The following is a 25099-nucleotide window of genomic DNA, read 5'->3' on the forward strand; positions in this document are numbered from 1 at the left end:
CATCTTCTCCGTCGTCGGGGAGGAGTTCGGATTCATCGGCGTGATGCTCTTCCTCGTGCTCTTCGCCTTCCTCCTGTGGCGCGTGCTTCAGGTGGCCTCCGTGATGGACGACGGGTTCGGAAGCCTGATCGCATTCTGCCTCTTTGCGGTCCTCCTGACGCACATCGTGGTGAACCTGGGGATGGCCGTCGGCATGATGCCCGTGACCGGATTGCCCTTGCCGCTCCTCAGCTACGGGGGGAGCTTCCTGCTCGTGCTCTACGCGGGTTTCGGGATCGTACAGCGCGTGGCGTGGGAGGCCTGAGTGTCCTGGTTCAGCAAACCGAAGCGCAAGCTGGTTTCACAGAAGCGTGAGCTCCCGGGCGACGTGTGGGATCGGTGTGCCGGGTGTGGCGAGATCCTCTACAGCGGACGGCTGGAGGAGAACCTCCACGTCTGTCCGACCTGCGGGCATCATTTTCGCATCACGGCGGAGTCCTACGAGGCCATGCTGCTCGACGGCGGCGCTCTCGCCGAGCTGCACGACGAGCATCTGCGTTCCGCCGATCCGCTCGGATTCGTCGATTCCCGCAGCTATGCCGAACGCATCGCGCAGGCGGAGCAGCGTGGCGGCGACCAGGATGCGATCCGCACCGGGCGCGGTGAGATCGGCGGCAGGGAGGTTCACCTCGGGACCATGGACTTCCGCTTCATCGGGGGGTCGATGGGATCGGTGGTGGGCGAGAAGATCCGCCGTCTCGCCGACCGCTCCCTCGAGCGGCAGGTGCCGCTCATCATCATCTCCGCCTCCGGCGGCGCGCGCATGCAGGAAGGGATCCTCTCCCTCATGCAGATGGGGAAGACGGCGGCCGCGCTTGAGCAACTCGCGAGCGCAGGCATCCCCTACGTGAGCGTCCTCACGAACCCGACCACGGGCGGCGTGACCGCGTCGTACGCGATGCTGGGGGATGTGATTCTGGCGGAACCCGGCGCCCTCATCGGCTTTGCCGGCCCGCGGGTCATCAAGGAAACGATCCGGCAGGACCTTCCGGAGGGTTTCCAGACCGCGGAGTTTCTGGAGGAGCACGGGATGATCGACCGCATCGTCCCGCGCCCGGAGATGCGCGATGCCCTCGCGAACCTCCTGGATCACATGTGCTGACCGAGGGCGGGGACGCCCTTGCGGCCCTGTTCGATCTCCGCCCGGTCACAAGGATCCGCTGGGGTCTCGACAGAATCGAAGCGCTCCTGGCGGAGTTGGGTCGACCGGAACGCACCTTCGACGCCCTTCACATTGCGGGCACGAACGGAAAGGGCTCGACCGCGTGCTTCGCGGCGTCGATGCTCGAGGAGGGCGGCACGCGCACGGGCCTCTACACCTCGCCGCATCTCGAGGACGTTCGGGAACGGTTTCTGATCGACGGGGCCTGGGTGGAGGAGTCGGTCCTTCAGTCCGCCGCCGCCCGCGTCATCGGCTGCGAGACGGCTGCAGCCTGTACGTACTTCGAGTTGGCCACGGCGCTCGCCTTCACCTGCTTCGCGGAGTGCGGCGTGGAAGTGGCGGTCGTCGAGACCGGTCTTGGCGGCCGCCTCGACGCGACGAACGTCCTTCGGCCCGCCGGGACGGCGATCACGCCGATCAGTCTCGACCACACGGAATGGCTCGGTCGGTCTCCCGAGGAGATCGCGAGGGAAAAGGGGGGGATCCTGAAGCCCGGTGCGCCGGCCTGCCTGGGCCGCATCGACCCACTTCCGCTCGCAACGCTCGAGCAGGTCGCGCGCGGTGTCGGATCGCCGGTTGTGCGCCTCGGTAGGGATGCCGAAGTGTCGGACGTTGCGGTGCGAGGCGATCCCGTGGGGACGCGCTTTCGCTACGTCTCGAGGGCACGTCCCGACGGCGTGCGGCTTGCGACGGGCCTTCCGGGCCGGCACCAGGCGGACAACGCGGCGTTGGCCCTCCTGCTGCTGGACTGTTCCGGCCGTGCGCCGGAAGAGGGTTCCGCGCGCCGCGGGATCGCGCGCGCGCGCCTGCCCGGCCGCTTCGAGGTCCGCCCTCCGGGGGCCGGGCGCCCGGGCTGCGTGTTCGATATCGCGCACAATCCGGCCGCCACCGCGGTACTCTGCGAGACGCTGGCGGAGCTGTCGCTGGCGCGGCCGCTGGTGGCCGTGGTCGGGATGCTGGCCGACAAGGACTGGAAGCGAACGCTGGCCCGACTCGCGCTTGACAGCGACACTATGATTCTGACTCGATCCGCCGTCCCCGCGGAGAGACGGTGGGACCCGTCGCGGGCGCGGAAATGGCTGTCGCGTGAACGGGGCGTTGAATCGATCGTGTGCCGAAACGTGGCCGAGGCGGTCTCACGGGGACTGACGCTCGCCGGTGCCGGAACGTTATTGGTCACGGGATCCGCAACCACCGTGGGCGAGGCCCGGGCGTTGCCCGCATTCGGCCGCGTACGAACAGGAGACGGATGAGAGATGCTGTACGATCCCAGGCTGGTACAACCGATGCGAGACGAACTCACCCGCCTTGGCGTGCGTGAGCTTCGGACTTCCGATGAAGTGGACGAGGCCCTCGGGGCTGGCGGGGAGACGCTCGTTGTCGTGAACTCCGTCTGCGGCTGCGCGGCGCGCAACGCGCGACCCGCCGTGGCGATGGCCATGGGCCACGGGAAGCAGCCCGACCGCGTCGTCACGGTGTTCGCCGGGCAGGATGTGGAGGCGACGGCGCGCGCGCGGCAGTACTTCACCGGCGTGCGGCCATCTTCGCCGTCTCTCGCGCTGCTCTCGGAGGGGGAGCTGCAGTTCATGCTCGAGCGGCACCAGATCGAGGGCCGCGAGGCGCACGATATCGCGGCCGACCTCACGAAGGCGTACGACGAATACTGCGCCGCGAGCTAGTGTCGCCGAAGTCCGCGAGTCACCGGGAGTTGCCGGGGCGCCGGCGCCCGCAAGGCCACGGGCTGCCGGCGCTCTTCGGGCCGTGAGTTCCGGGGAGATCCGGGGCCTGCCCGGATTTCGAGATTTCTTCCCCGAGGAACTCGCCCTTCGCCGTCACATCTTCTCGGCCTGGCGGAGGGTCGGCGCCCGCTACGGATTCACGGAGTATGACGGACCGCCGCTCGAGGCGCTCGAGCTCTACACGCGGAAGTCCGGCGAAGAGATCGTAGGCCAGCTGTACGAGTTCGAGGACAAGGGCGGGCGGGCGGTGGCGCTGCGGCCGGAGATGACGCCCACCTTCGCGCGCATGATCGCCACCCGCGCCGCCGGAATCGCGAAGCCGATACGCTGGTTCTCGATCCCGCAGCTCTTCCGATACGAGAGGCCGCAGCGCGGCCGACTCCGCGAGCACTTCCAGCTCAACATGGACATCGTCGGCGAGACCAACCCGCTCTCCGATGCGGAGATCATCAGCGCGGGGATCGACGCGCTGCGGGAACTCGGCCTGGGGGCCGCGGACATCGTGGTCCGCATCTCGGATCGGCGCCTCGTCGGCGCGCTCCTCGACGCGCACGGAATCTCCGCCGAGGACCATGTCCCGGTGTTCGGCGCCCTCGACCGGCTCGAGAAGGAGGGGGAGAGCGGGGTCCGCCGCCGGCTGGCGGCAGAGGGCGTGGAGAGGGAAGCGGCGACGCGGCTGCTGGCGGGGATCCGGCTGCCGCTCGAGGAACTGGCGGCGGCGCACGGGGGAGACGAAGCGATCCTGGAGGCGGCCGGCCGACTGTCCACCGTGTTCGCACATCTCGGCGCCGCGGGCTTCGCCGACTTCGTGAGATTCGACGCGGGTCTCGTGCGCGGACTCGCCTACTACACGGGGACGGTGTTCGAGATATGGGACCGTCGCGACGAACTGCGCGCGATCTGCGGGGGCGGACGCTATGACGACCTCCTGAAGGCGCTGGGAGGCGTGGATCTTCCGGCTCTCGGCTTCGGCATGGGGGATGTCGTCCTCACGGAGTTGCTCAGGGACCGGGGACTCGTGCCCGGCGCGGCCCGCCGCGTGGACGATTACATCGTGTGCGTTTCCGATGCGGAGCGCCCGCTGGCGCTGGGTCTGGCCCGCTCCCTGCGCGACCGGGGACGGCGGGTGCTCTACGACCTCCGGCCGCGCGGGGTCGGACGCCAGTTCAAGGCCGCCCACCAGGCGGGCGCCGGCCGCGCCATCGTGCTCGGGCCGCGCGAGGTGGAGCGGGGTGTCGCGGTGCTCCGCGACATGGCATCCGGCGAGGAGCGGGAAGTCGCGATCGAGACCCTGGCCCAGCCATCCGCCAGCGAAGCGAGAGGAGGGGAGGTGCCGTGAGTCGCGTGCTCATCCTCGATTTCGGGTCGCAGTTCACCCAGCTCATCGCGCGCCGCATTCGCGAGGAGGGCGTGTACTGCGAGGTGCACCCGCCGACGCGGAGCCCCGCGTGGGTCCGCCGCTACGATCCCGCGGCCATCGTCCTCTCCGGGGGACCGGCGAGCGTCTACGACGAGGGGGTCCCCAAGGCCCAACCCGAGACCCTCGCGATGGGCGTCCCGATTCTCGGGATCTGCTACGGCATGCAGCTCGTCGCGGATCTCATCGGCGGCGAGGTGCAACAGGCCGAGCGCCGCGAGTATGGGCGGGCCGAGCTCACGGTTCGGTCGGCGGACCCTCTCTTTCACGGGTTCGCCGATGGCGAGCCCACCCAGGTCTGGATGAGCCACGGCGACTCCCTCCACGCGCTGCCCCCGGGCTTCGAGGTCTCGGCGACCACCGAGAACTCCATCGCCGCGATCCGGTCCGAGGAACGGCGGATCTGGGGCGTTCAGTTCCACCCGGAGGTTGCCCACACGACGCGCGGCGGGGAGATGCTGCGGAACTTCCTGTTCGAGATCGCCGGCTGCGAGATGAGCTGGAACGCCGCGAACATCATCGATCACCAGCTCGCGGCGGTTCGCGAGACCGTGGGAGATGGACACGTGATCTGCGGCCTCTCCGGCGGCGTGGACAGCTCCGTGGCCGCGACGCTCGTACAGCGGGCGGTGGGAGACCGGCTCACCTGCATCTTCGTCGACACGGGCCTCCTGCGGAAAGGCGAACGCGACGCCGTGGAGACCGTGTTCGGCGAACACATGGGGATGCGGCTCGAGGTCGTCGACGCGGCCGATCTCTTCCTCGACCGCCTCGCGGGCGTCGAGGAACCCGAGGAGAAGCGGGTCATCATCGGCCACGCCTTCATCGACGTGTTCGAGGAGGCGGCAGGCCGGCACGGCGACGCGCGTTTCCTGGTGCAAGGAACGCTTTATCCCGATGTGATCGAGTCCGTCTCCGTGTGGGGACCGTCGGTCAAGATCAAATCCCATCACAACGTGGGCGGACTCCGCCCGGACCACCCGTTCGAACTCATCGAGCCTCTTCGCGAGCTCTTCAAGGACGAGGTGCGCGCCGTGGGTCGCGAACTCGGCCTGTCGGAGGAGATCGTGGGCCGCCACCCCTTTCCGGGGCCGGGCCTGGGGATTCGGATCCTGGGCGACGTGACGCGGGAGAAACTCGCCACGCTGCGTGAAGTGGACGCGATCTACCTCGAGGGCATTCGCGACGGGGGGCTGTACGACGAGATATGGCAAGCGTTCGCGATCCTGCTGCCCGTGCAGTCGGTCGGCGTCATGGGGGATGCGCGCACGTACGAGAACGTTGTCGCGCTGCGCGCCGTGACCTCGCTGGATGGGATGACGGCCGACTGGTTCCAGTTCCCCCACGACGTGCTGGGCCGGATCTCGAATCGCATCATCAACGAGGTGAAGGGGGTGAACCGGGTGACCTACGATGTGTCTTCGAAGCCCCCCGCGACGATCGAGTGGGAGTAGCTTCCGTGGCGGGATCTCGCGGCGGAAGCGGCGACAGGCCGGGGAAACGCGCCGGGTGCCGCGAGATCGCGGCGTGGGCGGACGATTTCCTGCGCGTCGCCGAAGTGGAGGATTACCCGTTCGCGCTCAACGGGCTGCAGGTCGACGGATGCCGTCCCGTGGCCCGCATCGGCGCCGCCACCGACGCCTGTCTGGCCACCATCGATCTCGCGACCGAGGCCGGGTGCGATCTCCTGCTCGTCCACCACGGACTGTTCTGGGGTGGGGTGCGCCCTCTCGTCGGACCATCGTACGAGCGGTTTCGCCGGCTGTTCGCGAGCGGCATGGGCGTGTACTCGGCGCACCTTCCGCTCGACGCGCACCCCGGGATCGGAAACAACGTCCTCCTCGCCGCCGAACTCGGTCTGCGGGAAAGCGAGCCTTTCGGGTCCTTCAGGGGGAATGATGGGATCGGCGTCATCGGCGCGCTCGACGCGTCTCGCGGCGAACTTGCGGACCGGGCCGAAGCCGTGTGCGGACGGGCCCCCATCGTGATCGCCGGGGGCCCGGAACGCGTGTCGCGGCTCGCCATCGTCACGGGAGGCGCGGGTTCGATGATCGAAGCCGCCGCCATGGCGGGAGCCGACACCTTCCTCACGGGAGAGGGGAACCACCATACGTACCACGAGGCGATGGAACTGGGGATCAACGTGATCTATGCCGGCCACTACGGAACGGAGACGCTGGGCGTCCGGGCTCTGGCGAAGCTCGCGGCGGAACATTTCGGAGCGGTGCACACGTTCTTCGACGTCCCCACCGGTCTCTAGTCCGGCCGGCACGTCCCGGCCCTCCGAAGGACGCTAGAAGACCGAGACCTTGAGGTCCGTCAGGTAGCGATCCGGCCGTTCGCGGATGTCCCGCAGGAGGAGGGCGAGTTCCTCGCCCGAGGCGCGCAGCGTCCCCAATGTCTCCAGCAGTTCGTCGTGGACCGCATCTTCGCGCAGGAGTTTGCCGAGCGTTCCCTCTCCGCCTTCCAACGCCCGCGTGATCTCGGCGAGGGACCGGCCGGCGGCCGAGAAATCCGTGCTGGCGGCGGCGAGTCGCGTCGAGAGCGTGTCGAGGTTGGCCAGCGTGCGATCGACCTCCTCGGACCCGGTCATCCCCGCGAGCCGGTTCGACAGGGTGTCCATGTTGGCAAGCAGGCCTCCGATCGACGCGCGCTCCGTCTCGAGGATCCCGGCGAGTTCCCGCATCGCGAGCGTGAACGCCTCGGACCCGGTGGCGACATTCTCGGCCAGGCCGCCGCCGAGCAGCGATTCCAGCTCGCCGATCAGCGAGCCCACCTCGTCCCCGAGGGTCGAAGCCAGCGATGTGAGGTCGGATCGGCGGTCGAGCGAGAGCGTATCGCCCTCCGCCAGCGTCCGGGCACTCGTCCCCGGCGTGAGTTCGACGAGTTGCTGGCCCAGGAATCCATCCGGCTGGATCGTGCCCCGCGTGTCCACCGGCAGTCGGACGCGCGTGGAGAGCGTCATCGTGAGGACGACGCGCTCCGCTTCGAGCGCGACTTCGTCTACGGTGCCGACCTCCACCCCGCGCAGCAGGACGGGCGACGCGGTGGCGATCCGGTTCGCGTTCCCGGCGATCCCCCACACGCGGATGGTGGGGCCTCGGAACGGCGAACCCGATATCCAGAACAGACCCGCGACGATGACGGCCGCTGCCAGGAGGACGAATGCGCCGACCCGGACCTCGGCGCCGTGGTCGCGCAGCCCCGGATCCCTCACGCGGGGCCTCGTGCGGGCGCCGCGTCTAGAAACTCGCGCACCGCCCGGTTGTCCGTCTCGCGCAGTTGCTGCGGCGTCCCCTCCGCCGCGACGACCCCGTCCGAGAGCAGGGCGATCCGGTCGGCCAGGAAAAAGGCGGACTCCACGTCGTGGGTCACGACGATGCTCGTCGCATCGACTTCCTCGCTCACGCGCGCGATCAGGCGGTTGATCCGGGTCGCGTTGACGGGATCCAGCCCCGTCGTGGGCTCGTCGTACAGGACGTAGCGGCGCTTGCCGATAATGGCGCGCGCGATGGCGACCCGCCGCTGCATGCCTCCGGAGAGTTCGGCCGGCAGGAGCGTCAGCACCTCCGGCTCGAGGTTCACGTGATCGAGCGCCGCCCGGACCAGTTCCTCGCACTTGGCCGCGCGGCCACGGCAGAAACCGGGTGGGAGTCCCATCAGCAGGTTCCCGCGTACGGTCATGGAATCGAAGAGGGCGGAATTCTGGAACACGTAGGCGGTCCTGGTGCGAACGGCGGCCATCTCGGCCCGGTCGGCCGAAGGTACCGAGATCCCATCGACGAGGATGTCTCCGGCGTCCGGATCGAAGAGGCCGACGATGTGTTTGAGGAGGACGCTCTTACCTGTCCCTGACGGCCCCATGATGGCGAGGGTTTCGCCTTCCCGCACGTCGAGGTCGACGCCGCTCAGGACCGGACGTCCCCCCAGCCACTTGTGCACGCCGATGATCCTGATCACGTGAGCGTCTTGTACACGGGCCCGAGTACCGTGTCGAGGACCATGATCGAGACGATGATCGCGACGACCGCCCTCGTCGCCGTCCGGCCGACGCCCGCCGCTCCGCCGCTCGCCCGAAGCCCCACGTGGCTCGAGATGAAGGTGATGGCGAAGCCGTACGCGACCGCCTTCACGAGGGAGAAGATCAGCGCGCCATGGTGATAGTACCCCTTGGCTCCATCCACGTATTCGGCCGTGCTCAACCCGAGGATGCCGACCGATGTCACGTAGCCGCTGAAGATCCCCATCGCGTTGGCGAGCATGACGAGCGGGATCAGAATGATGGTCCCCGCCACGACGCGCGGGACCACGAGTTCCACCACGGGGTCCCGGCCCATCGTCAGAAGCGCGTCGATCTGATTCGTCACCTTCATCGTGCCGAGTTCGGCCCCGATGGCCGCCCCGACCCGCCCCGCGAGGACGACCGCGGTCAGTACGGGTCCGAGTTCCGTCAGCATGCCGCCCACCACGCCGCCCGCGACGATCTCCCTCGGCAGTCCCTGGGAGAGCTGGTACATCGTCTGCTGGGCCATGACTGCGCCCGAGAGGGCACCCATCAGCAGTACGAGCGGGAGGCTGTCGAGACCGATGAACTTCGCGTGTTGGACCGTCTCCAGCGCATACCGGCGCGGGTGGGCGAGCGCGCGGAGCGTTGCGATGCCGAGCAGGCCCGCCCTTCCCGCGTGGAGTGCCGCGGCGCGGGCGGACCGGCCCGGGGCGGCGAGGAGGTTCGGCGCCTTCAACGGCTCTCGCGCCTCTCCGCGTCCGGCATCTCCAGTTGCGATTCCGGTCGCGGGACCCCGTCGAGCACCTCCACCTCCAGTCGAATCGCCTCCCACAGCCGGTGCATGCGTCCGGGGTCGTCTCCGAGCCGGGTGACGAAATCCTCGAGTTGCTGTCCGGTCACGCCATGCTCATCGAGCGCCGCTGCCCGTACCGAGTCGCCCTCCGCCGTATCCGCGTACTTTGCCCGCGCCCAGGTGAGCCTGGCCATGACCTGAACGTACGTGTCGTCGTCCAGGCCGCCGCCGGAGCCGCCGCAGCCGAGGGCCGCGAGGCCCGCGACGAGCAGGATCGGCTTCACGACGCCGCCGCCGCGGTACGGGCGCTTCATTCGGAAGCCCGAAGCGAGGCGCGGTAGAGCCAGAAGACGAATCCGGCGACGACCGCGGCGCCGATCCAGCGTGCGATCGGATCGAAGCCTTCGGGCACGAGGCTCAGCACATCCGTGCCGCGCTCCGAGATCGCGAACGGGATCGCGAGGAAGATTCCGACGAGCGCCTCTCCCGTGATGAGCCCGGAGGAGAAGAGAAGCCCGCGATGGTTCGCCTGCCGGACGGCGCCCTCGCCGCCTCCGCCTCGCCGCACGGCCCGGCCCACCAGCCACGCCACGATCCCGCCCACGAAGATCGGGACTTCGAGTTCGATGGGCAGGTAGATCCCGACCGCGACGGCGAGGACCGGCACCCGCAGGCTGGAGCCGCGCGCCTTGAGAGTCTGGTCCAGGGCGATCACGCCCGCCGCGATGAGCGCCCCGATCCCGATCATCCCCCACGGGAGATTGCGCGAAAAGACGCCATCGGCGACGGAAGCCATGAGGGTCGCCTGCGGCGCCTGCAGCATCTCGTCCGGGTCCATCCCCTCGCGCGGCAGGACGCCGCCGAGCCCGTACGCCTCGAACAGGAGGCCGAGGATCGGCGCGATGACGAGCGCGGCGGCCGTGACGCCGATGAGCTGCATGATCTGCTGTTGCCGCGGCGTGGCGCCGACGATCCGCCCCGCCTTCAGGTCCTGCATGTTGTCCCCCGCGATCGCCGCGGCGCAGGCGACGACGGCCCCCACGAGGATGGCGGTCGCCGCCGCCGAGAGCGCCTGGGGCGCCGAGACGGTGAAGTCGACCTGCATTCCCAGCAGGAGGTAGAGGATGAGGGAGATCGTGAGGATCGTCGCAATCGTCACACCCGAGATCGGGTTGTTCGAGGAGCCCACGAGACCCGCCATGTAGCCCGCGACGGAAGCGAAAAGGAACCCCGCCAGGAGGGCGAAGGCCGTCCCCAGCGCGAGCACGAGCCAGTAGAGTCCGGGCGTGATGGAGAGCGAGCCGCGGTCGATGACGAGCACGAACACCGCGAGGATCGGCACCGCGAGCGCCACCGCCCCGACCGCGACGAAGTTGATCGGCATGTCCCGCTCGGTGCGGAGGATCTCCGGACCGCCGTCGGCCGCGCGCGCCGCGCGCAGTGCCGCGATGGAGGAGCGCACGCCATCCCGCACGTGGCCCAGGAGCGAGACGAGGGCCCACACCCCGCCCACGACCATTGCGCCGACGCCCATGAAGCGAATCTGCGCGCTCCAGATCGCGAGGGCCGCATCGTACCCGCTCGCATCCCCCGTGATGCCGGCCACGACCTGCGGGTCGGTGACCGCCATGTAGATGGGGATCCCCACGAGCCAGGAGATCGCGCCGCCCGCGAGCACGAGGCTGCCGACGCGGGGTCCGACGATGTATCCGACGCCGAGCAGGGCGGGGGAGAGGTCGCTTCCGATCCCGAACACGGAACGGCCCACTGTGACGCCGTGTTCTATCGAGGAGCCGGCGATCTTGAGCCCCGTCTGGGACAGCTTGAGCAGGGCGGCCGCTACGCCCCCGAGCGCGATCAGCTTCGCGCCGGAGCCGCCGCTTGCCCCGGCCTTCAGGACCTCCGCCGTCGCGACGCCCTCCGGGAAACGCAGGTCCGCCTCGACGATGAGGGCGCGCCGGAGCGGTATGGTGAAGAGGACGCCGAGAATCCCGCCGCAGAGCGCGATCCCCATCGTGGGCAGGAAGGGGAACCCGGCCCAGTGGCGGAGGAGGATGAGGGCGGGCAGGGTGAAGATCACGCCGGCTGCCAGCGACTCGCCCGCGGATGCGGCCGTCTGGACGATGTTGTTCTCGAGGATATTGTGCTCGCGGAACATCCTGAGGATCGCCATGGAGATCACGGCGGCCGGGATCGACGCGGACACGGTGAGGCCCACCTTCAGGCCCAGATAGGCGTTTGCCCCCGAGAGGACGGCGGAGAGGAGGATGCCGAGGACGATCGCCTTGCCGGTGATCTCGGGCAGCGATTGCGACGCGGGAATGTACGGCCTGTGCGTGCGCGATTCCGGTGCGCCGACAGATGGGTCCGACATGGGCATCCCTCCAGATTGTCCCGGGACGGAAACGGGAGACGATCGAATCCTCATGGGACGGAATCGACCGACGGAACGCTAGTTACGGGTCCGGCAGGGGTCAACACGGGGAGCTCCTGCCGAAGTGGCACCAGGCGGCGCCCCGGACGGGGCGGTTCGCCGCCTGATCGGCGGTCATCCCGCCGTTCCGGCGGACTGGGGCCTCGAACCCGGCGGCCGGGAGGGCACGGGGATTGCTCATGAAACGGGGAAGCCGCAATCCAATGGCCGCGGTTCCACGCGAAGACCCACGGAAGGACGCCAAGGACTCCGAGGCAGCGAACAGAAGATGATCCCGAACGACAGACTCACGCTCAAGGCCCGCGAAGCTCTGAACGACGCGACGCTCGCGGCGCGCCGGTCGGACAACCCCGCGGTCGAGGACGTGCACCTCCTCGCGGCGCTGCTCGCGCAGGACGGCGGCGTCATCGTGCCGATCCTGCAGACGGTGGGCGTCGATCTCCCCGACCTGGAGGTGCGGCTCGAGCGGGCCCTGCGCCGCCTGCCGAAGCAGAGTGGAGCGGCTCCCGCCTCCAGCCGCGAACTCGACCGCGTTCTCGACGCGGCGGATGCGCTCGCCGGGGAGATGGGCGACTCGTTTGTGACGACCGAGCACCTCCTCCTGGCCCTCGCCGGGGAGAAGGCCTCCACGACGGGTCCGCTGCTCCGGAACGCCGGGGCGGGTCCGGAAACCACACGCCGGGCGGTGGAGGAAGTCCGGGGTCCGCATCGCGTGACGGATCAGGACCCGGAAGGGAAGTATCGCGCCCTCGAGCGGTACGGCGTCGACCTGACGGCCGAGGCGCGCGCCGGAAAGCTCGACCCCGTCATCGGTCGGGATGCGGAGATCCGCCGCGTCATGCAGGTCCTGTCGCGGCGGAGGAAGAACAATCCCGTCCTCATCGGCGAGCCCGGCGTGGGCAAGACCGCGATCGCGGAAGGCCTCGCGCAGCGCATCGTCGCGGGCGACATCCCCGGATCACTGCGGAACAAGCAACTCGTGCAGCTCGACATCGGCTCGATGCTGGCCGGCGCCAAGTACCGGGGCGAGTTCGAGGAACGCCTGAAGGCGACACTGAAGGAGATCACGGAATCCGGCGGCCGTTACGTCGTCTTCCTCGACGAACTCCACACCGTGGTCGGAGCGGGGGCCGCCGAGGGCGCGGTGGACGCCGGGAACATGCTCAAGCCCGCCCTGGCCCGGGGGCAGCTCCGCATGGTGGGCGCGACGACGCTCGACGAATACCGCGTGCATATCGAGAAGGACCCGGCTCTGGAGCGGCGGTTCCAGCCGGTTCTCGTCGGCGAACCCGGCGTGGACGAGACCCTGGCCATCCTGCGCGGACTCAAGGAGCGCTACGAGGTGCACCACGGCGTACGGATCACGGATCCGGCGCTCGTGAGCGCCGTGCGCCTGTCCGACCGCTACATCGGCGACCGGTTCCTGCCCGACAAGGCGATCGACCTCGTGGACGAGGCCGCGTCCCGGCTCCGCATCGAGATCGACTCCATGCCGGAGGAGATCGACGAACTGGACCGTCGCGTCACGCAACTCGAGATCGAGCGCGAGGCGCTGCGCGAAGAGGACGACGCGCGGAGCCGGGGGCGGCTCGCGGAGCTGGAGGGCGAACTCGCCGCGGCTCGCGAGTCGCTCGCGGGCCTGAACGCACGCTGGATCCGCGAGAAGGACACCATCGAGACGGTCCAGCGCTACAAGCGCGAGATCGAGGAGCTCGGCGTGGAGGCGCAGCAGTCGCAGCGGCGCGTGGACCACCAGCGCGCCGCCGAAATCCTGCACGGGGAGCTGCCGAAGCTGCGGGCCGAACTCCTCGCCGCGGAAGCGAAGCTTAAGGAGATCCAGGACGAGGGCTCGTTTCTGAACGAGGAAGTCGGGCCGGGCGAGATCGCCGAGGTCGTGGCGAGTTGGACCGGGATTCCGGTGGCACGGATGCTCGAGGACGAGAAGGACCGTCTCGCCACGCTCGAGGAACACCTGCACCGGCGCGTGATCAACCAGTCGCACGCCATCACGGCCGTGTCGGATGCCGTGCGCCGGAGTCGCGCCGGACTCCAGGACCCGAACCGTCCCATCGGGAGTTTCATGTTCCTCGGCCCCACCGGGGTCGGGAAGACGGAGACGGCGAGGGCGCTGGCGGAATTCCTCTTCGACGAGGAGTCCGCCATGGTCCGGATCGACATGTCCGAGTACATGGAACGGCACGCGGTGGCGCGTCTCATCGGAGCGCCACCGGGGTACGTCGGCTACGAGGAAGGGGGACAGCTCACCGAGGCCGTGCGGCGGCGCCCCTACACCGTGGTGCTCTTCGACGAGATCGAGAAGGCGCACCCGGAGGTCTTCAACGTCCTCCTCCAGATCCTGGATGACGGGCGGCTGACGGATGGCCGCGGGCGCACGGTGGACTTCCGAAACGCCGTACTCATCATGACGAGCAACATCGGGAGCGCCAGGATCCTCGCCCGTTCCGAGGCCGGCGAGTCCTGGGCCGGGACGGAGGCGGAGGTCGAAAGCGCCCTGCGCGGCCGCTTCAAGCCGGAGTTCCTCAACCGGGTCGATGAGATCCTCGTGTTCCAGCCGCTGAGCCGGGAACACCTCGAGTCGATTGTCGGGATCCAGGTGGACCGGGTGGCCCGAATGCTGGCGGAACGGGATATCCGGATCGAAGTCGGCGGAGCCGCCAGGCGACGAATTGCGGAAGTGGGGTACGACCCGGCGTTCGGGGCGCGTCCGCTCAAGCGCGCGATCCAGAGGCTCATCGCGAACCCGCTTGCGATGGCTTTCCTGGAAGGGCGCTTCCGCGAGGGCGACGCGCTGCGCGTGGAACTCGATGAGGACGGCGACGGGCTGCGCGTCGTCCCGTTGGGGGCACCCGATTCAAGGGAGGGGGAGGAATGAGGACGAGTCATCGGGCAGGCCAGGCGGTCCGCATCGCGGTCATGGTCATGGCCGCGGCGGGTTTCGCGCTTGCCGGCTGTGCGTCGCGCGGCGGCGCCGGGGCGGAATACGGCACGGATCTGTATGGCGCGGAGTCCGCGGAGGCGGCGATAGGGCGGTTTCTCGATGCGGCGAGACTGCGCGACTACGCGGCCATGGCCCGGCTGTTCGGGACGGACGACGGCCCGGCGGAACATCGCTGGGGTCGGGTCGAGACGGAGCAGAGGATGTTCGTGCTTGCGGGCCTGCTCGCGCCGAGCGGCTACGAAGTCCGCCCGAATCCCGTCTCCGGGGCCGGCGGCGCCTCCCGCTGGATGGTCGACCTGACGGGGACGCGAAACGGGGCTGTGAGCGTCCCGTTCTTCATCGTTTCGAATGGGAGCCGCTGGTTCGTGGAGCGCGTCGGGACGGAGGGACTCCGGACTCCGTGATCCCGGCGGGGCGTTCGTGATAGCGGCGGAGTCGCCGCGGGTCGACGCCTGCGAAGAAGGCTGCCCGCAGCGCCCAGTGCCTGACGACCGTGCGAAGGAAGCCGGCTTCCCAGCGCCGGCTCGAGGTACGCGCCGCGAGGGGGAGGAGGCGAAAGCGGGCGACTCGCCGAACGGCCCGGACGAAGGTCACGTCCTCGAAGAGAGGAAGATCCCCGAAGCCCCCGCAGGCCTCGTAGGCGTCGCGCGTCGCGAAGAGGGCCTGGTCGCCCGTCGCGGTGTGGAGCCGGCGGGTACGCCAGTTCACGCCCCATTCGAGCAGGCGATAGCGCCAGCCGTGCGCGTGCGGGTCGAGGGCGAAGCGGAAACAGCCCGCCTCCGCGCCGGCTCGAACGGCGGCGCGGATAGCCGTCGCGGCGCCGTCGGGAAGCCAGGTGTCCGCGTGCAGGAAGACGAGAATCTCTCCGGACGCGGCCCGGGCCCCGGCGGCGAGCTGCGCACCGCGATTCGGGCGGGTCGCCAGGACGCGGCCATGGTCCGCCGCGATCCCCGCCGTACGATCCCGGCTGCCTCCGTCGACCACGATGACTTCCGCCTCCGGGCCGAGAGCGGACTTTGCGCGCCGGAGCGTCTCATCGAGGTGCGGTTCCTCATCGAGCGTCGGCACGATGACGGAGAACTCCGGTCCGGGGCGTGCCGGTCGCCGTGGCGATCCGGCGAGGGATTCCGGCTCCCGTGTCACCTGCGCTCGGGATCCTCCCGCATCTCCAGGAGAACTCCCTTCAGCGCGCGCGGATGCAGAAAAGCGATGCGGGCGCCGCCGGCGCCGCGGCGGATCCGGGGCGGTATGGCTTCCGCACCGGCCGCTTCGGCTGCCGCGAGGGCGTCCTCGAGATCGCCGACGCGGACGCAGACGTGGTGAATGCCGGGACCGCGTCGGTCGAGGAAGCGGGCGATGGGCGACTCCGGGGTCAGGGGGGCGAGCAGTTCGATCCGCCCGGAGCCTTCGCCGAAGAAGGTGGCGCGAATGCCCTCCGAGGGAACGGTTTCCTCGCCGGACGGCGGTCGGTCGAGGATGGCGGACCACTGCCGGACGGCGTCCGGCAGCGAGTTGACCGCGATTCCCACGTGGTCGATTATGGGCGCGCCCGGAATACGGTTGCCTTGGTTCACTGCGGCCGGAGCCCCTTTTGTGGTTAGACTCGCCTGCGGCGGCGCGCGGGAACGTATTCCGGACCCGGCGCCGGAGCCAGTGAGGAGAAGCCTTCTTCCCGGCCGGGTGAGCCGGGCGGCACTGAAACAGGAGATTCGAATGGTTGATGCTGCGAATGGAGGACCCATCGAGATCACGGATGCGAATTTTGCGGATGAGATCGAGGGCGCCGACGGTCTGGCGATGGTGGATTTCTGGGCGGCGTGGTGCGGCCCGTGCAGGCTCGTCGGGCCGATCGTCGACGAGCTCGCGCGGGAGTATTCGGGGCGAGTCACGGTCGGGAAACTCGATGTGGACGCGAACCCGCAAACCGCATTCCGCTTCAACGTGCGCTCGATCCCGAGCATCCTCTTCTTCAGGGGTGGCGAGGTCGTGGACACCCTCGTGGGGGCGCACCCCAAGGATTCCCTCGAGAGGAAGATCCTCGAGCACGTCTAGAAGTCCGTGGCGAACCCCGCGTCAGCGCCGCCGCGGGCCACCCCGACTCCGCGCCCCCCGGCCCCGATGGCTCCGGGGGGCGCGGGCGCATCGGGCGGGTGAACGGGAGGCGAGTGCCGTGCCGCGTGTCGTGACGGGAGCCCTGTATGTGGTCGGGACGCCGATCGGCAATCTGGACGACATGCCGCGGCGGGCGGTCCGGATTCTGCGTTCGGTCGACGTGTGCTACGCGGAAGACACGCGGCGCACGGGCTCGCTGCTCGCGCGGCTGGAGGCGAGCGTCCCGCTGCGGTCGCTGCACATGCACAATGAGCGCGCACGGGTGGACGAACTGCTCGCCGCCTTGGCTGCGGGGCGCTCCGCGGCCCTCGTGTCCGATGCGGGCACGCCGACGGTGTCCGACCCGGGTTGCCGGGCGGTGGCCGCCGCCCGCGAGGCGGGGCACGAGGTGTTTGCCGTTCCCGGCCCCTCCGCCGTGCTGGCGGCGCTCTCGGTGTCCGGCTTCCCCGCCGACCGGTTTCTCTTTCTCGGCTTCGTTCCCCGGCGGGGCGGCGAACGCTCCGCCTGGATCGACGATCTCCGCGCATGCGCCGACACCGCGGTCGCGTTCGAGGCGCCGGGGCGGCTGGTCGCGCTCCTCGATGAGTTGGCGGAAGCGGGTTTGGGTGAGCGGCGGGCCGTGGTCTGTCGGGAACTGACGAAGCTGCACGAGGAGACGGTGGCCGGATCCGTGCGCGAGTTGGCGTCCGCGTTTGCGTCGCGCGAGGTCAGGGGCGAGGTGACGATCGTCTTCGGGGACCGTGCGGCAGGCAACGAAGTGCCCGATCTGGCGGTCCTGATGGAGGAGGCGCGACATTGGTCGCGCGATGGCCTGCGGCGGCGCGAGATTGCCGACCGCCTGGCTGCGGAGTTCGGTCTGAGCCGGAACGAGGCCTATCGCGTGAGCTTGCAGGTTCAAGAGGCGCCCTCGGAATGAGTGACGGATTCGGCTTCGAACGGCTGGCCGCCGCCTGCGCGGCGACCCGGGCGCGCGCCGCGGGGACGGCGGCGGCTTCAGCCATTACGCTGGGTGGAGCGCTGATCCTCGTTCTTTCCCTGCTCCCGGTTTCCGCCCGCGAGGGCCGCGGCTCGCTCGTTCCGCTCGCGCTCGCCCTCGTCCTGTGGGCCGGCCTCGTCGGACTGACGTGGATCGCCCGCCGCGTCTGGCAGGCGCTGCATCCGCACGCCGTGGCCGGGGAGGCGGACGCTGCGGCGGGACTGGGGGCCGGCGATGTTCGCTCCGCGATCGAGCTGGAACGGACGGAGGCCGCGGGGGGCGCGGGATTGGCCGCGCTCCACCGCGCGCGCGTGTCTGAGGCGCTGGGGAAGGCCGCGTCGCGCGGGCTCCTACCGGTCACCGGCCCGGGATGGAAGCGGCGGATCCGCCGTTCGGGCGTCGCCGTGGCTCTCGTGCTGCTCGCGATCTCGGTGGCCGCGCTTCTGCGGCCCCAGCCCACGTTCTCCGCCGCCGCGGCGCTGGGGGCGCCGTGGCGCACCGCCTTTCCGGCGCCGCTCCCGCCCCTCGGCCTGACCGGCGCGATGGGCGTGCCCCGGGGAGATGCGGCGGTCGTGTCCATCTCGGCCACGGGGCGCGACCGGGTCGACCTGGTGTGGCGCGCCGCGGGCCGGGCGCCGGAACGGACCCTTCTGGAGGTATCGGCGGCCGGTTCGGCGCAGGGCCGCACTGGGCCGATCATCTCTCCCACGGCGGTGTGGGTCGAAGATGGGGAGGGCTTTACGAGCGACACCCTCCGCGTCCGTCCCCTCGAGCCGCTCCTGGTCCAGGATCTCCAGCTTACCGTCGAGTTCCCGGCCTATCTGGGCCGCGGATCCGAACGCTACCGCGGCCGGATTCCGCCGCTCGTGGCGCCGGAGGGGACGAGGTTGCGGTTGAGCGGAGAGACGAACCTTCCGCTCGATGGCGCGACTCTCGCATGGCAGCCCGGCGACGACGAGCCGGGCGAGGCGGCCGCCCGAATTCCGCTCGAGATCGCGGGCGCGCAGTTCGCCGTCTCATGGATCCCCGAGCGGACGGGTGCCTGGGCGTGGGAACTGCGGGCGGAATCGTCGCTCGGCGCGCCGATCCTCCCCGACCCGATTCGGGTGCTCGTCGTCCCCGACCTTCAGCCGCGCATCCACCTGCTCTACCCGGCTCCGGATACGACGCTGGGCTACGAGCGCGTGATGCCGGTCATCGTGGACATCGAGGACGACATCGGTCTTCGTCGAGCCTTCGTTCGGAGCTGGCGCTCGGGTCTGGGCAGCGAGAACGCGGAGCGGCGGGAGATGCTCTCCCCCGAGCCGGCCGGGGCGGAGCGGGCGGTCTTCCGGCACCTGCTCGACCGCAGCGCGGAATCCTTCCTCCCCGGCGACACGCTCTTCTACCGCTTTGAGGCCTTTGACGGACATCCGGCCAGGGGTCCCGCACTCTCCGACGTTTTTCTGCTTCGCGTCCCGACGTTTACGGACATCCGGGACCGGCGCGCGGAGCAGACCGAGGCCTTGTCCGAAGACGCACAGGCCCTGGAAGAGAGGTTGGAGGCGCTGGCCGAGGCGGCGGCCGACGCGGCGCGCCAGACGGACGCGGAAGGAGACGACAGCGAGGAGGTTCGGTTCGAGGCTACGGAAGAGGCGCGGAGCGTGCTCGACGAGGGGCAGCGAGCCGAGGAGGAACTCGCGGGAATCGAGGAACAGATCGAGGCCCTGCAGGACGAACTCGAAGCCTCGCCGCTCTCCGATCCCGCGCTGCAGGAACAGTTGGAGCGGCTGGCCGAACGCTACAGGGAACTGACCGAGAGCGGACTCGAGGAGCAGATCGAGGCGCTCGCGGAAGCACTGCGGGAGCTGGATCCCGAAGCGGTCCGGGAAGCGCTCGAACAGCTCTCCGAGGACTATGAGAGTCTGCGGGAGCAGGTGGACCAGACCCTCGGCATGCTCGAGCAGGCCGCGCTCGAACAGGCGATGAAGTCGGCGCAGGCCAACGCGGATGAGCTGGCACGGGAACAGAGGGAGGTCGCCGGGGAGGAGGACGCCGAAGCATTCCGTGAAGGTCAGGACTCGCTCGTCGAACAGGCCGAGGCGCTGGCGGAGCGCCTGGCGGAGCTCGAGGCGGAACTCGCGGCGGCGGACCGGGAGGCGGCTGCGGATTCGGCCCGGGCCGCCGGAGACCGCACGCAGGAGGCTCTGGGGAAGATGGCCGATGCGCAGAGTGGAGCCGAGTCGTCGCCGACCGCGGAATCGGGCGAGGTCGGCGAAACGGAGCGGCAGGCGGCCGAGGAAGCTGCGGAGGCGCTCGAACAGGCGGCGGGCGCCCTGGGCTCGGCGCAGCGGGAGATGAGCGGAGAGCAGGGAGAGGCCGCCGTCGAGTCGCTGGCTCGCGCGCGCGGCGAGGCGCTCGCGCTGGCGGAGGAGGAGGGCCGCCTGTCGGAAGCGACGCGAGGCGAGAATGCGGCGGATCCGGCAGTCTGGCGGGCCCGGCAGGGGGCCGTGCGCCAGGGGCTCGAGAACCTGGTCGAGAGGCTCTCGGAAGCGGGGAACGAAGCGGCCATGCTAGACCAGCGTACGGGGGCGGCGGCGGGCGAGGCGGCGGAGCGCATGGACCAGTTGCTGGACCGGCTCGCGGGGGACGGGGCGCGGCGTCTCCCGTCCCGCGCGGAGGTCGAGGGCATCCAGGAGTCGCTGAACTCCCTGGCCCGACACCTGCTGGCGAGCGAGGAGGCGGCTCGGGCCGCCGGGGAGCAGTCCGCCGGCCAGGACGCGGCGGATCAGATGAACCAGCTCGCACAGCAGCAGCAGGCGGTGACGCAGGAGACGAGTTCGCTCCTCATGCCCGGCCCGCGGCCGTCGGGAGAGGAGCGGCGACGCGAGGAAGTCGCACGGCGGCAGGAGGAGGTCGCCGAGGAACTCGGAGAGCTGGAAGACCCGGAAGGCGACCTCCTGGGACGTCCCGAGGAAATGGCGGAAGAGGCGGCCGAACTCGCACGGGAGCTCGAGTTGGAGGGGCCCACGCAGGAGACGCTCGAACGACAGCGGCAACTCTTCCGGCGCATGCTCGATGCGGGACGCTCGCTGGAGGACGAGGACCTCGATCCCAACGAACGGGAGTCGCGCGAGGCCACGGCCCCGCCGGGGATTCCGCCGCCGATCGATCCCGCGCTGCTTCGGGGACGCCGCTACCCGGCGCCCTCGGAGGCGTTGCTCCGCGAACTGCCGCTCTTTTATCGACCGTTGATCTTCGAGTACTTCGACCGGCTCAACCGGGTGCCTCCGGCGGACGCCGAGCCCCGGCGGGAGCCCTGACGTGGATCGTTCCCGGTTTCGGTTGCCCGCGTGCGGGACCCGCGGAGCCGTTCGGATCGTCGCACTCCTTGCGGGGCTTTGCGGTGTCCCGGTGCCGATCGGGGCCGTGGTGGCCGCTCAGGCATCCGCGGCCTCGGAGCAGCGCACGGTGGCACGCGCGGAGCGCCTCCGCGCAGGCGGACGGGCCTCGGAAGCCGCATCCGCCCTGCGCGAGCACCTCGTGCGGGCGCCCGCGTCGCCGGGCGCACTCGCGCTGCTCGGAGAACTGGCGCTGGAAGCCGGTGAAGCAGCCACTTTCGTACCCTACGCCGAAGCCGCCGTCGTCGCGGACCCGGAAGCGGAGAGCGTCCGGCTGTGGTGGGTGCGGGGGCTGACCGGTGCGGGGATGCTCGATTCGGCCCTCGCCGTGAGCGAGCGCTGGCTGGAGGAAGCCCCCGGAGTCTCCGCGGCGCGGCTCGCCCGCGCCGACGTTCAGCTCGCCGTGGGGGACTCCGCGGGGGCAATCCGAACCCTCGACGCCGCGGCGGACCCCGACAGGGAACTCCTCTCGCGCTTCGCCGACCTCCTCCTCGCTGTCGGTGACGGCGATCGCCTGGCCGCGGCCTGGGTCGGGCTTCTCGCCCTCGCCCCGCCGGCGACGGAGGAAGTCGAAGCGGGCCTCCGGACGGTCGAGGCCGATGGGTCGGGCGCCCGTGCGGCCGCCTTCGAGCGGCTGCGCGCGCGTCTGGCGGGTCGTCGGGACCGGGCAGCCCAGGCCGGGGCCATCGTCGCGCTGCGGCTGGGGCGCGCGGAGACCGCCCGGTCACTGGCCGAGGTCGCACCGGCGCCGGACGATGCCGAAGCCGCCGCGTTCCTGCGGGAGTACGTGCGCGAGGCGGAGGCGGCGGAGCTTCCCGGCGAGATTGCCTGGTCGGCGCGGCGGCTCGCCGGACTGAGCGGGCGACAGGTGGACCGCCTGCGCTGGCTCGCGCTCTCGGGCGAACAGGCGCTGGCGGCGGGAGATACGGCGTCGGCGCGGCGCGTGCTCGAGGAACTGCTGCGGGAGAGCCCCCCTGGCGACGGTCCTCACCAGCTGGCGTCGCGCCGCCTGTTCTGGCTCCTCGCGGTCAACCCCGCTTCGCTCGATGAGGCGGCCTTGGTGCTCGACCGCTACGTGAGGCAGTATCCGGACTCTGCGGCGGTCGAGGCGGGTCTGTGGGGAGACCTCGCGCTCGGCCACGCTCGGGCGGGCGATCTCGGCACCGCGGAGGCGCTGGTGGCCGGGGCGCGGAAGCGGATTCGCGTCGCCGCGTCGGGGCGCCTCGATGCCGCGGCCGCTCGACTGGCGCTGTACGCCGGCCGGCGCGATTCCGCGCTTGAGCGAGCGAACCGGAGCGTGCGCGAGGCGGAAATCGGCGCGGCGGAACGGACACGCCGCCTCCGGCTGGTGACTCTGGTGCAGGCGGCGGACTCGGCCGAGATCCGTATCGCGGGCGCCGCCGCGCTCGCGCTCCTCGCTTCTCCGGAGGCGTTCGATCCCGGGCCGGCACTTCGCGACCTGGCCGGCCGCCCGGCGTCGCGCGGCCGTTCCGTCGTGCTGGGCTTCCTCGCGGACGCTGCCGCCGACGCCGGACGGGCCCGCATCGCCGGCGCCCTGCGGCGCCGGATCGTCCTTCAGCACCCGGGAAGCCCCGAGGCCCCGGCCGCTCTCCTGGATCTCGCGCGTGCGTCCCCTCCCGCCGACGCCGCTTCCTGGCTGGAACAACTGATCGTGGGGTACCCCCGGAGCGCGCTGGCGCCGGTCGCGCGCCGCATGCTTGCCGAACTCGATGGAGGAGGCCGATGAAGGCCGCGACGAAACGACCCGGCGTTCGGCTCCGCCTCCTGCTGGCGGGGCTCGCCTTGCTGGCGGGCGCATCGGGACTGGGCGCCCAGCTTCTCGTCCCCATGGACCGCGAACAGGAAAACCACCTCAAGGCCTACGGGTATGCGTTCGGCATCCTCTCCGAGGGTCAGTCGGCCGAATGGCTCCTGAATTACCGCGCCGGGTCCTTCCTTGTGTCGGACGTGCCGTCCAACCGCCGGCGCGCTGCGCTCATGGGCGTGACCGTGGAAACGCTCGACGGTTCCGACGTGGCGAGGATCCGCCGCGAGATCGAGACGCGGAACATGGAGACCGTGCCCCTGGAGAAGGCGCCCACGATCGCGGTCTACACGCCGCCCAACAGTTCGCCATGGGACGATGCCGTGACGATGGCGCTCGAGTACGCCGAGATCCCCTATGAGCGGATCTGGGACCGGGAGGTGCTTTCCGAGGAACTCGAGAACTTCGAATGGCTGCACCTCCACCACGAGGATTTCACGGGACAGTATTCGAAGTTCTACCTGACGTACGCTTCCGCGGCCTGGCTGCAGGAGGAAGTCGCCCGCAACGAGGCGGTCGCCCGCGAACTCGGGTATCCGAATGTCCCGGCTCTGAAGAAGGCCGTCGCGGCCCGGCTCCGGAGCTACATCGAGGGCGGCGGTTTCCTGTTCGCGATGTGTACGGCGACGGAAACGCTGGAACTGGCCCTCGCCGCGGCGGAGACCGACATCGCCGCCTCGTTCGCGGATGGTTCGCCCCCCGATGCCGCGGCGAGCGACAAGCTCCGCTGGTCGGCTGCGCTCGCCTTCCGCGATGCCGTGCTCGTGACGGACCCCACGCTCAGTGCCTTCAGCGATATCGACGGGCACCAGGTGAACACCCCGTGGAGGGTCGATCTCGGCAGCTTCTCGCTGTTCGAGTTCAGCGCCAAGTTCGATCCGGTTCCCGCCATGCTCACCCAGAACCATCGGCGCGTGCTGCCCGACTTCTACGGCCTCACGACGACGTTCCGGAGGGAACGCCTTCAGCCCGGGGTCACCGTGCTTGCGGAGGAGGATGCGCGCGGACGTGTGAAGTACCTCCACGGAAGCTTCGGCGAAGGCACGTTCACGTACCTCGGAGGGCACGACCCGGAAGATCCCCGCCATCTGATCGGCGACGCCCCGACGGACCTGGACCTCCATCGGCATTCCGCCGGCTATCGGTTGATCCTCAACAACGTCCTCTTTCCGGCCGCGAAGAAGAAGAAGCTGATCACATGAGGGCTCCGCCCCGGGCGGCCGGCCCGTCCGATGGCCACGACGCGAGACCCGTCAGGCGCGGGACTTCGGCCGGCAGGTAGCGTCGGTGTCCCGTAACGGATACGCGGGCTTCGCCGAGCGGAGACGCGAACGCGAGCGCTCCCGGCGCCGGACGCTGGCGATGGGGCTCCTCGCCTCGGTGCTCCTCCATGTTCTCCTCCTGGTCATGGCGGGTGGGGTCCGAGTCGAGTCCCTCCCCTTCAGGCTCCCCCCCGTCGAAACCGTGCCCGCGCCGGACGCCCTCGTCGTGGTCGAGATCGCGCCCGTGCTCCCGGAGGACCTTCCGGAGGATCCCCGCCCCGAGCCGCTGCCGCCGCCGGAGGAGGAGCCGCCCGAGGTCGAACCCGAGCCGGAGGAGGAGGAAGAAGAGGAAGAGGCGGAAGAAGAAGCGGTGGACGAGGGGGATCCGCTCCCGGGCGCGCCGGGTCTGATCGTCGCGGGCCAGCCGACGCCGCCCGAAGGGCCGCGGGGCCGGACCAACGCCTCTCGGCTCCGGCTCCGCTTCAGCGATGCGCGCCTGTGGTTCGACCCGCAGTCCCCCCGTCTCATCGGGGAGAGACTGGTCCAGTTCGCCCGGGCGGACAGCGCGGTGAGGGCGATCCTGCGCGACTGGCTCGACAGCCTCCAACTCGAAGAGGATGTGCGCCGCCGCGCGCGCGACTGGACGTTCGAGCGTGACGGGAAACGCTGGGGGTTCTCCGAGCAGGGGATCCATCTCGGCGACGTGACGATCCCCATTCCCATCGGGTTCGCTCCCACGGGGCCCCAGCGGCGGGCGTACGAACAGGCGATCCGCGACCTGACGGCCATCCAGATCCAGAACCTTCGGGACGACGTGGAAGCCGCCGCGGCGGAGGCGCGGGCCCGCATGCGCGAGCGCTCGGAGGAGGAGGCCCGCCGCCGGCGCGGCGACACCCTGCGCGTCCGCGGGCCACCGTGACGCGGGCGCGCCGCGCGGTTCCGAACGCGGGGCGCCTCCGTTAGACTGAGCCGCAGCCCGGACGCCGGGGGGCCCT

At 70.3% G+C, this 25099-nt stretch carries 22 protein-coding genes; 15 read left to right on the forward strand and 7 right to left on the reverse strand.

The genetic code is table 11. The features are described 5' to 3' along the window. From OXN85_02545 to OXN85_02575, 7 genes are all read left to right on the forward strand, one after another. Window positions 1–304 (forward strand): FtsW/RodA/SpoVE family cell cycle protein (locus tag OXN85_02545; protein MCY3598840.1); only part of this gene is annotated, 304 nt, incomplete at its 5' end. Then, window positions 305–1141, forward strand: coding sequence for an acetyl-CoA carboxylase, carboxyltransferase subunit beta (gene accD / locus OXN85_02550; GenBank protein MCY3598841.1), 837 nt, complete (start codon window positions 305–307; stop codon window positions 1139–1141). Then, window positions 1135–2454 (forward strand): Mur ligase family protein, encoded by a 1320-nt coding sequence (locus OXN85_02555; protein ID MCY3598842.1) that lies wholly within the window; start codon window positions 1135–1137, stop codon window positions 2452–2454. Before accD ends, OXN85_02555 begins: the two co-directional genes overlap by 7 nt. A gap of 3 nt (window positions 2455–2457) precedes the next feature. Beyond that, window positions 2458–2880, forward strand: a complete 423-nt coding sequence (locus OXN85_02560; protein MCY3598843.1) for a BrxA/BrxB family bacilliredoxin — start codon at window positions 2458–2460, stop codon at window positions 2878–2880. An 82-nt stretch (window positions 2881–2962) separates the two neighbouring features. Next, window positions 2963–4279, forward strand: a complete 1317-nt coding sequence (hisS, locus tag OXN85_02565; GenBank protein ID MCY3598844.1) for a histidine--tRNA ligase — start codon at window positions 2963–2965, stop codon at window positions 4277–4279. Continuing rightward, window positions 4276–5811, forward strand: coding sequence for a glutamine-hydrolyzing GMP synthase (gene guaA / locus OXN85_02570; protein MCY3598845.1), 1536 nt, complete (start codon window positions 4276–4278; stop codon window positions 5809–5811). Before hisS ends, guaA begins: the two co-directional genes overlap by 4 nt. A 5-nt stretch (window positions 5812–5816) precedes the next feature. Further along, on the forward strand, window positions 5817–6617 hold the full coding sequence (locus OXN85_02575; GenBank protein MCY3598846.1) for a Nif3-like dinuclear metal center hexameric protein: 801 nt from the start codon (window positions 5817–5819) through the stop codon (window positions 6615–6617). A gap of 33 nt (window positions 6618–6650) precedes the next feature. Here the strand turns inward: OXN85_02575 and OXN85_02580 are convergent, their stop codons facing one another. From OXN85_02580 to OXN85_02600, 5 genes are read right to left on the reverse strand one after another with little or no spacing between them, the layout of a single operon-like run. Beyond that, the gene (locus OXN85_02580) at window positions 6651–7574 is read right to left on the reverse strand and encodes an MlaD family protein (GenBank protein ID MCY3598847.1); all 924 of its coding nucleotides are present in this window, start codon (window positions 7572–7574) and stop codon (window positions 6651–6653) included. Further along, entirely contained in the window at window positions 7571–8317 is a 747-nt protein-coding gene (locus tag OXN85_02585; protein ID MCY3598848.1) for an ATP-binding cassette domain-containing protein, read from the reverse strand. Before OXN85_02585 ends, OXN85_02580 begins: the two co-directional genes overlap by 4 nt. Beyond that, window positions 8314–9099, reverse strand: a complete 786-nt coding sequence (locus OXN85_02590; protein ID MCY3598849.1) for an ABC transporter permease — start codon at window positions 9097–9099, stop codon at window positions 8314–8316. The genes OXN85_02585 and OXN85_02590 overlap by 4 nt, the downstream gene beginning before the upstream one ends. Then, window positions 9096–9470 (reverse strand): hypothetical protein, encoded by a 375-nt coding sequence (locus OXN85_02595; GenBank protein ID MCY3598850.1) that lies wholly within the window; start codon window positions 9468–9470, stop codon window positions 9096–9098. Before OXN85_02595 ends, OXN85_02590 begins: the two co-directional genes overlap by 4 nt. Continuing rightward, the gene (locus tag OXN85_02600) at window positions 9467–11530 is read right to left on the reverse strand and encodes an oligopeptide transporter, OPT family (GenBank protein ID MCY3598851.1); all 2064 of its coding nucleotides are present in this window, start codon (window positions 11528–11530) and stop codon (window positions 9467–9469) included. Before OXN85_02600 ends, OXN85_02595 begins: the two co-directional genes overlap by 4 nt. Window positions 11531–11858: 328 nt before the next feature. Between OXN85_02600 and clpB the strand changes: the two genes are divergently transcribed. Then, the gene (clpB, locus tag OXN85_02605; GenBank protein ID MCY3598852.1) at window positions 11859–14483 is read left to right on the forward strand and encodes an ATP-dependent chaperone ClpB; all 2625 of its coding nucleotides are present in this window, start codon (window positions 11859–11861) and stop codon (window positions 14481–14483) included. Beyond that, the gene (locus OXN85_02610; protein MCY3598853.1) at window positions 14480–14953 is read left to right on the forward strand and encodes a hypothetical protein; all 474 of its coding nucleotides are present in this window, start codon (window positions 14480–14482) and stop codon (window positions 14951–14953) included. The genes clpB and OXN85_02610 overlap by 4 nt, the downstream gene beginning before the upstream one ends. On the opposite strand, the gene OXN85_02615 is transcribed toward OXN85_02610, so the two are convergent. Together OXN85_02615 and mce are read right to left on the reverse strand one after the other, a co-directional pair. Next, entirely contained in the window at window positions 14886–15692 is an 807-nt protein-coding gene (locus OXN85_02615; protein MCY3598854.1) for a TIGR04283 family arsenosugar biosynthesis glycosyltransferase, read from the reverse strand. The genes OXN85_02610 and OXN85_02615 overlap by 68 nt on opposite strands. Then, window positions 15689–16123 (reverse strand): methylmalonyl-CoA epimerase, encoded by a 435-nt coding sequence (mce, locus tag OXN85_02620; protein MCY3598855.1) that lies wholly within the window; start codon window positions 16121–16123, stop codon window positions 15689–15691. Before mce ends, OXN85_02615 begins: the two co-directional genes overlap by 4 nt. 139 nt (window positions 16124–16262) lie before the next feature. Between mce and trxA the strand changes: the two genes are divergently transcribed. The 6 genes from trxA (at window position 16263) to OXN85_02650 (ending at window position 25023) form a co-directional block, all read left to right on the forward strand. Continuing rightward, the gene (gene trxA, locus OXN85_02625; protein MCY3598856.1) at window positions 16263–16601 is read left to right on the forward strand and encodes a thioredoxin; all 339 of its coding nucleotides are present in this window, start codon (window positions 16263–16265) and stop codon (window positions 16599–16601) included. A gap of 118 nt (window positions 16602–16719) precedes the next feature. Beyond that, window positions 16720–17577, forward strand: a complete 858-nt coding sequence (rsmI, locus tag OXN85_02630) for a 16S rRNA (cytidine(1402)-2'-O)-methyltransferase (protein MCY3598857.1) — start codon at window positions 16720–16722, stop codon at window positions 17575–17577. Continuing rightward, window positions 17574–20939, forward strand: a complete 3366-nt coding sequence (locus tag OXN85_02635; GenBank protein MCY3598858.1) for a hypothetical protein — start codon at window positions 17574–17576, stop codon at window positions 20937–20939. The genes rsmI and OXN85_02635 overlap by 4 nt, the downstream gene beginning before the upstream one ends. A gap of 148 nt (window positions 20940–21087) precedes the next feature. Further along, the gene (locus OXN85_02640; protein MCY3598859.1) at window positions 21088–22764 is read left to right on the forward strand and encodes a hypothetical protein; all 1677 of its coding nucleotides are present in this window, start codon (window positions 21088–21090) and stop codon (window positions 22762–22764) included. Then, a complete protein-coding gene (locus tag OXN85_02645) occupies window positions 22761–24044 on the forward strand; it encodes an asparagine synthetase B (protein MCY3598860.1) in 1284 nt (427 codons plus the stop codon). Before OXN85_02640 ends, OXN85_02645 begins: the two co-directional genes overlap by 4 nt. An 85-nt stretch (window positions 24045–24129) precedes the next feature. After that, complete coding sequence (locus OXN85_02650; protein MCY3598861.1) at window positions 24130–25023, forward strand: hypothetical protein; 894 nt, start codon at window positions 24130–24132, stop codon at window positions 25021–25023. Window positions 25024–25099 lie beyond the last annotated feature (76 nt).

The sequence above is a fragment of the Candidatus Palauibacter australiensis genome (assembly GCA_026705295.1).
In the GTDB taxonomy this organism is placed as follows: Bacteria; Gemmatimonadota; Gemmatimonadetes; order Palauibacterales; family Palauibacteraceae; genus Palauibacter; species Palauibacter australiensis.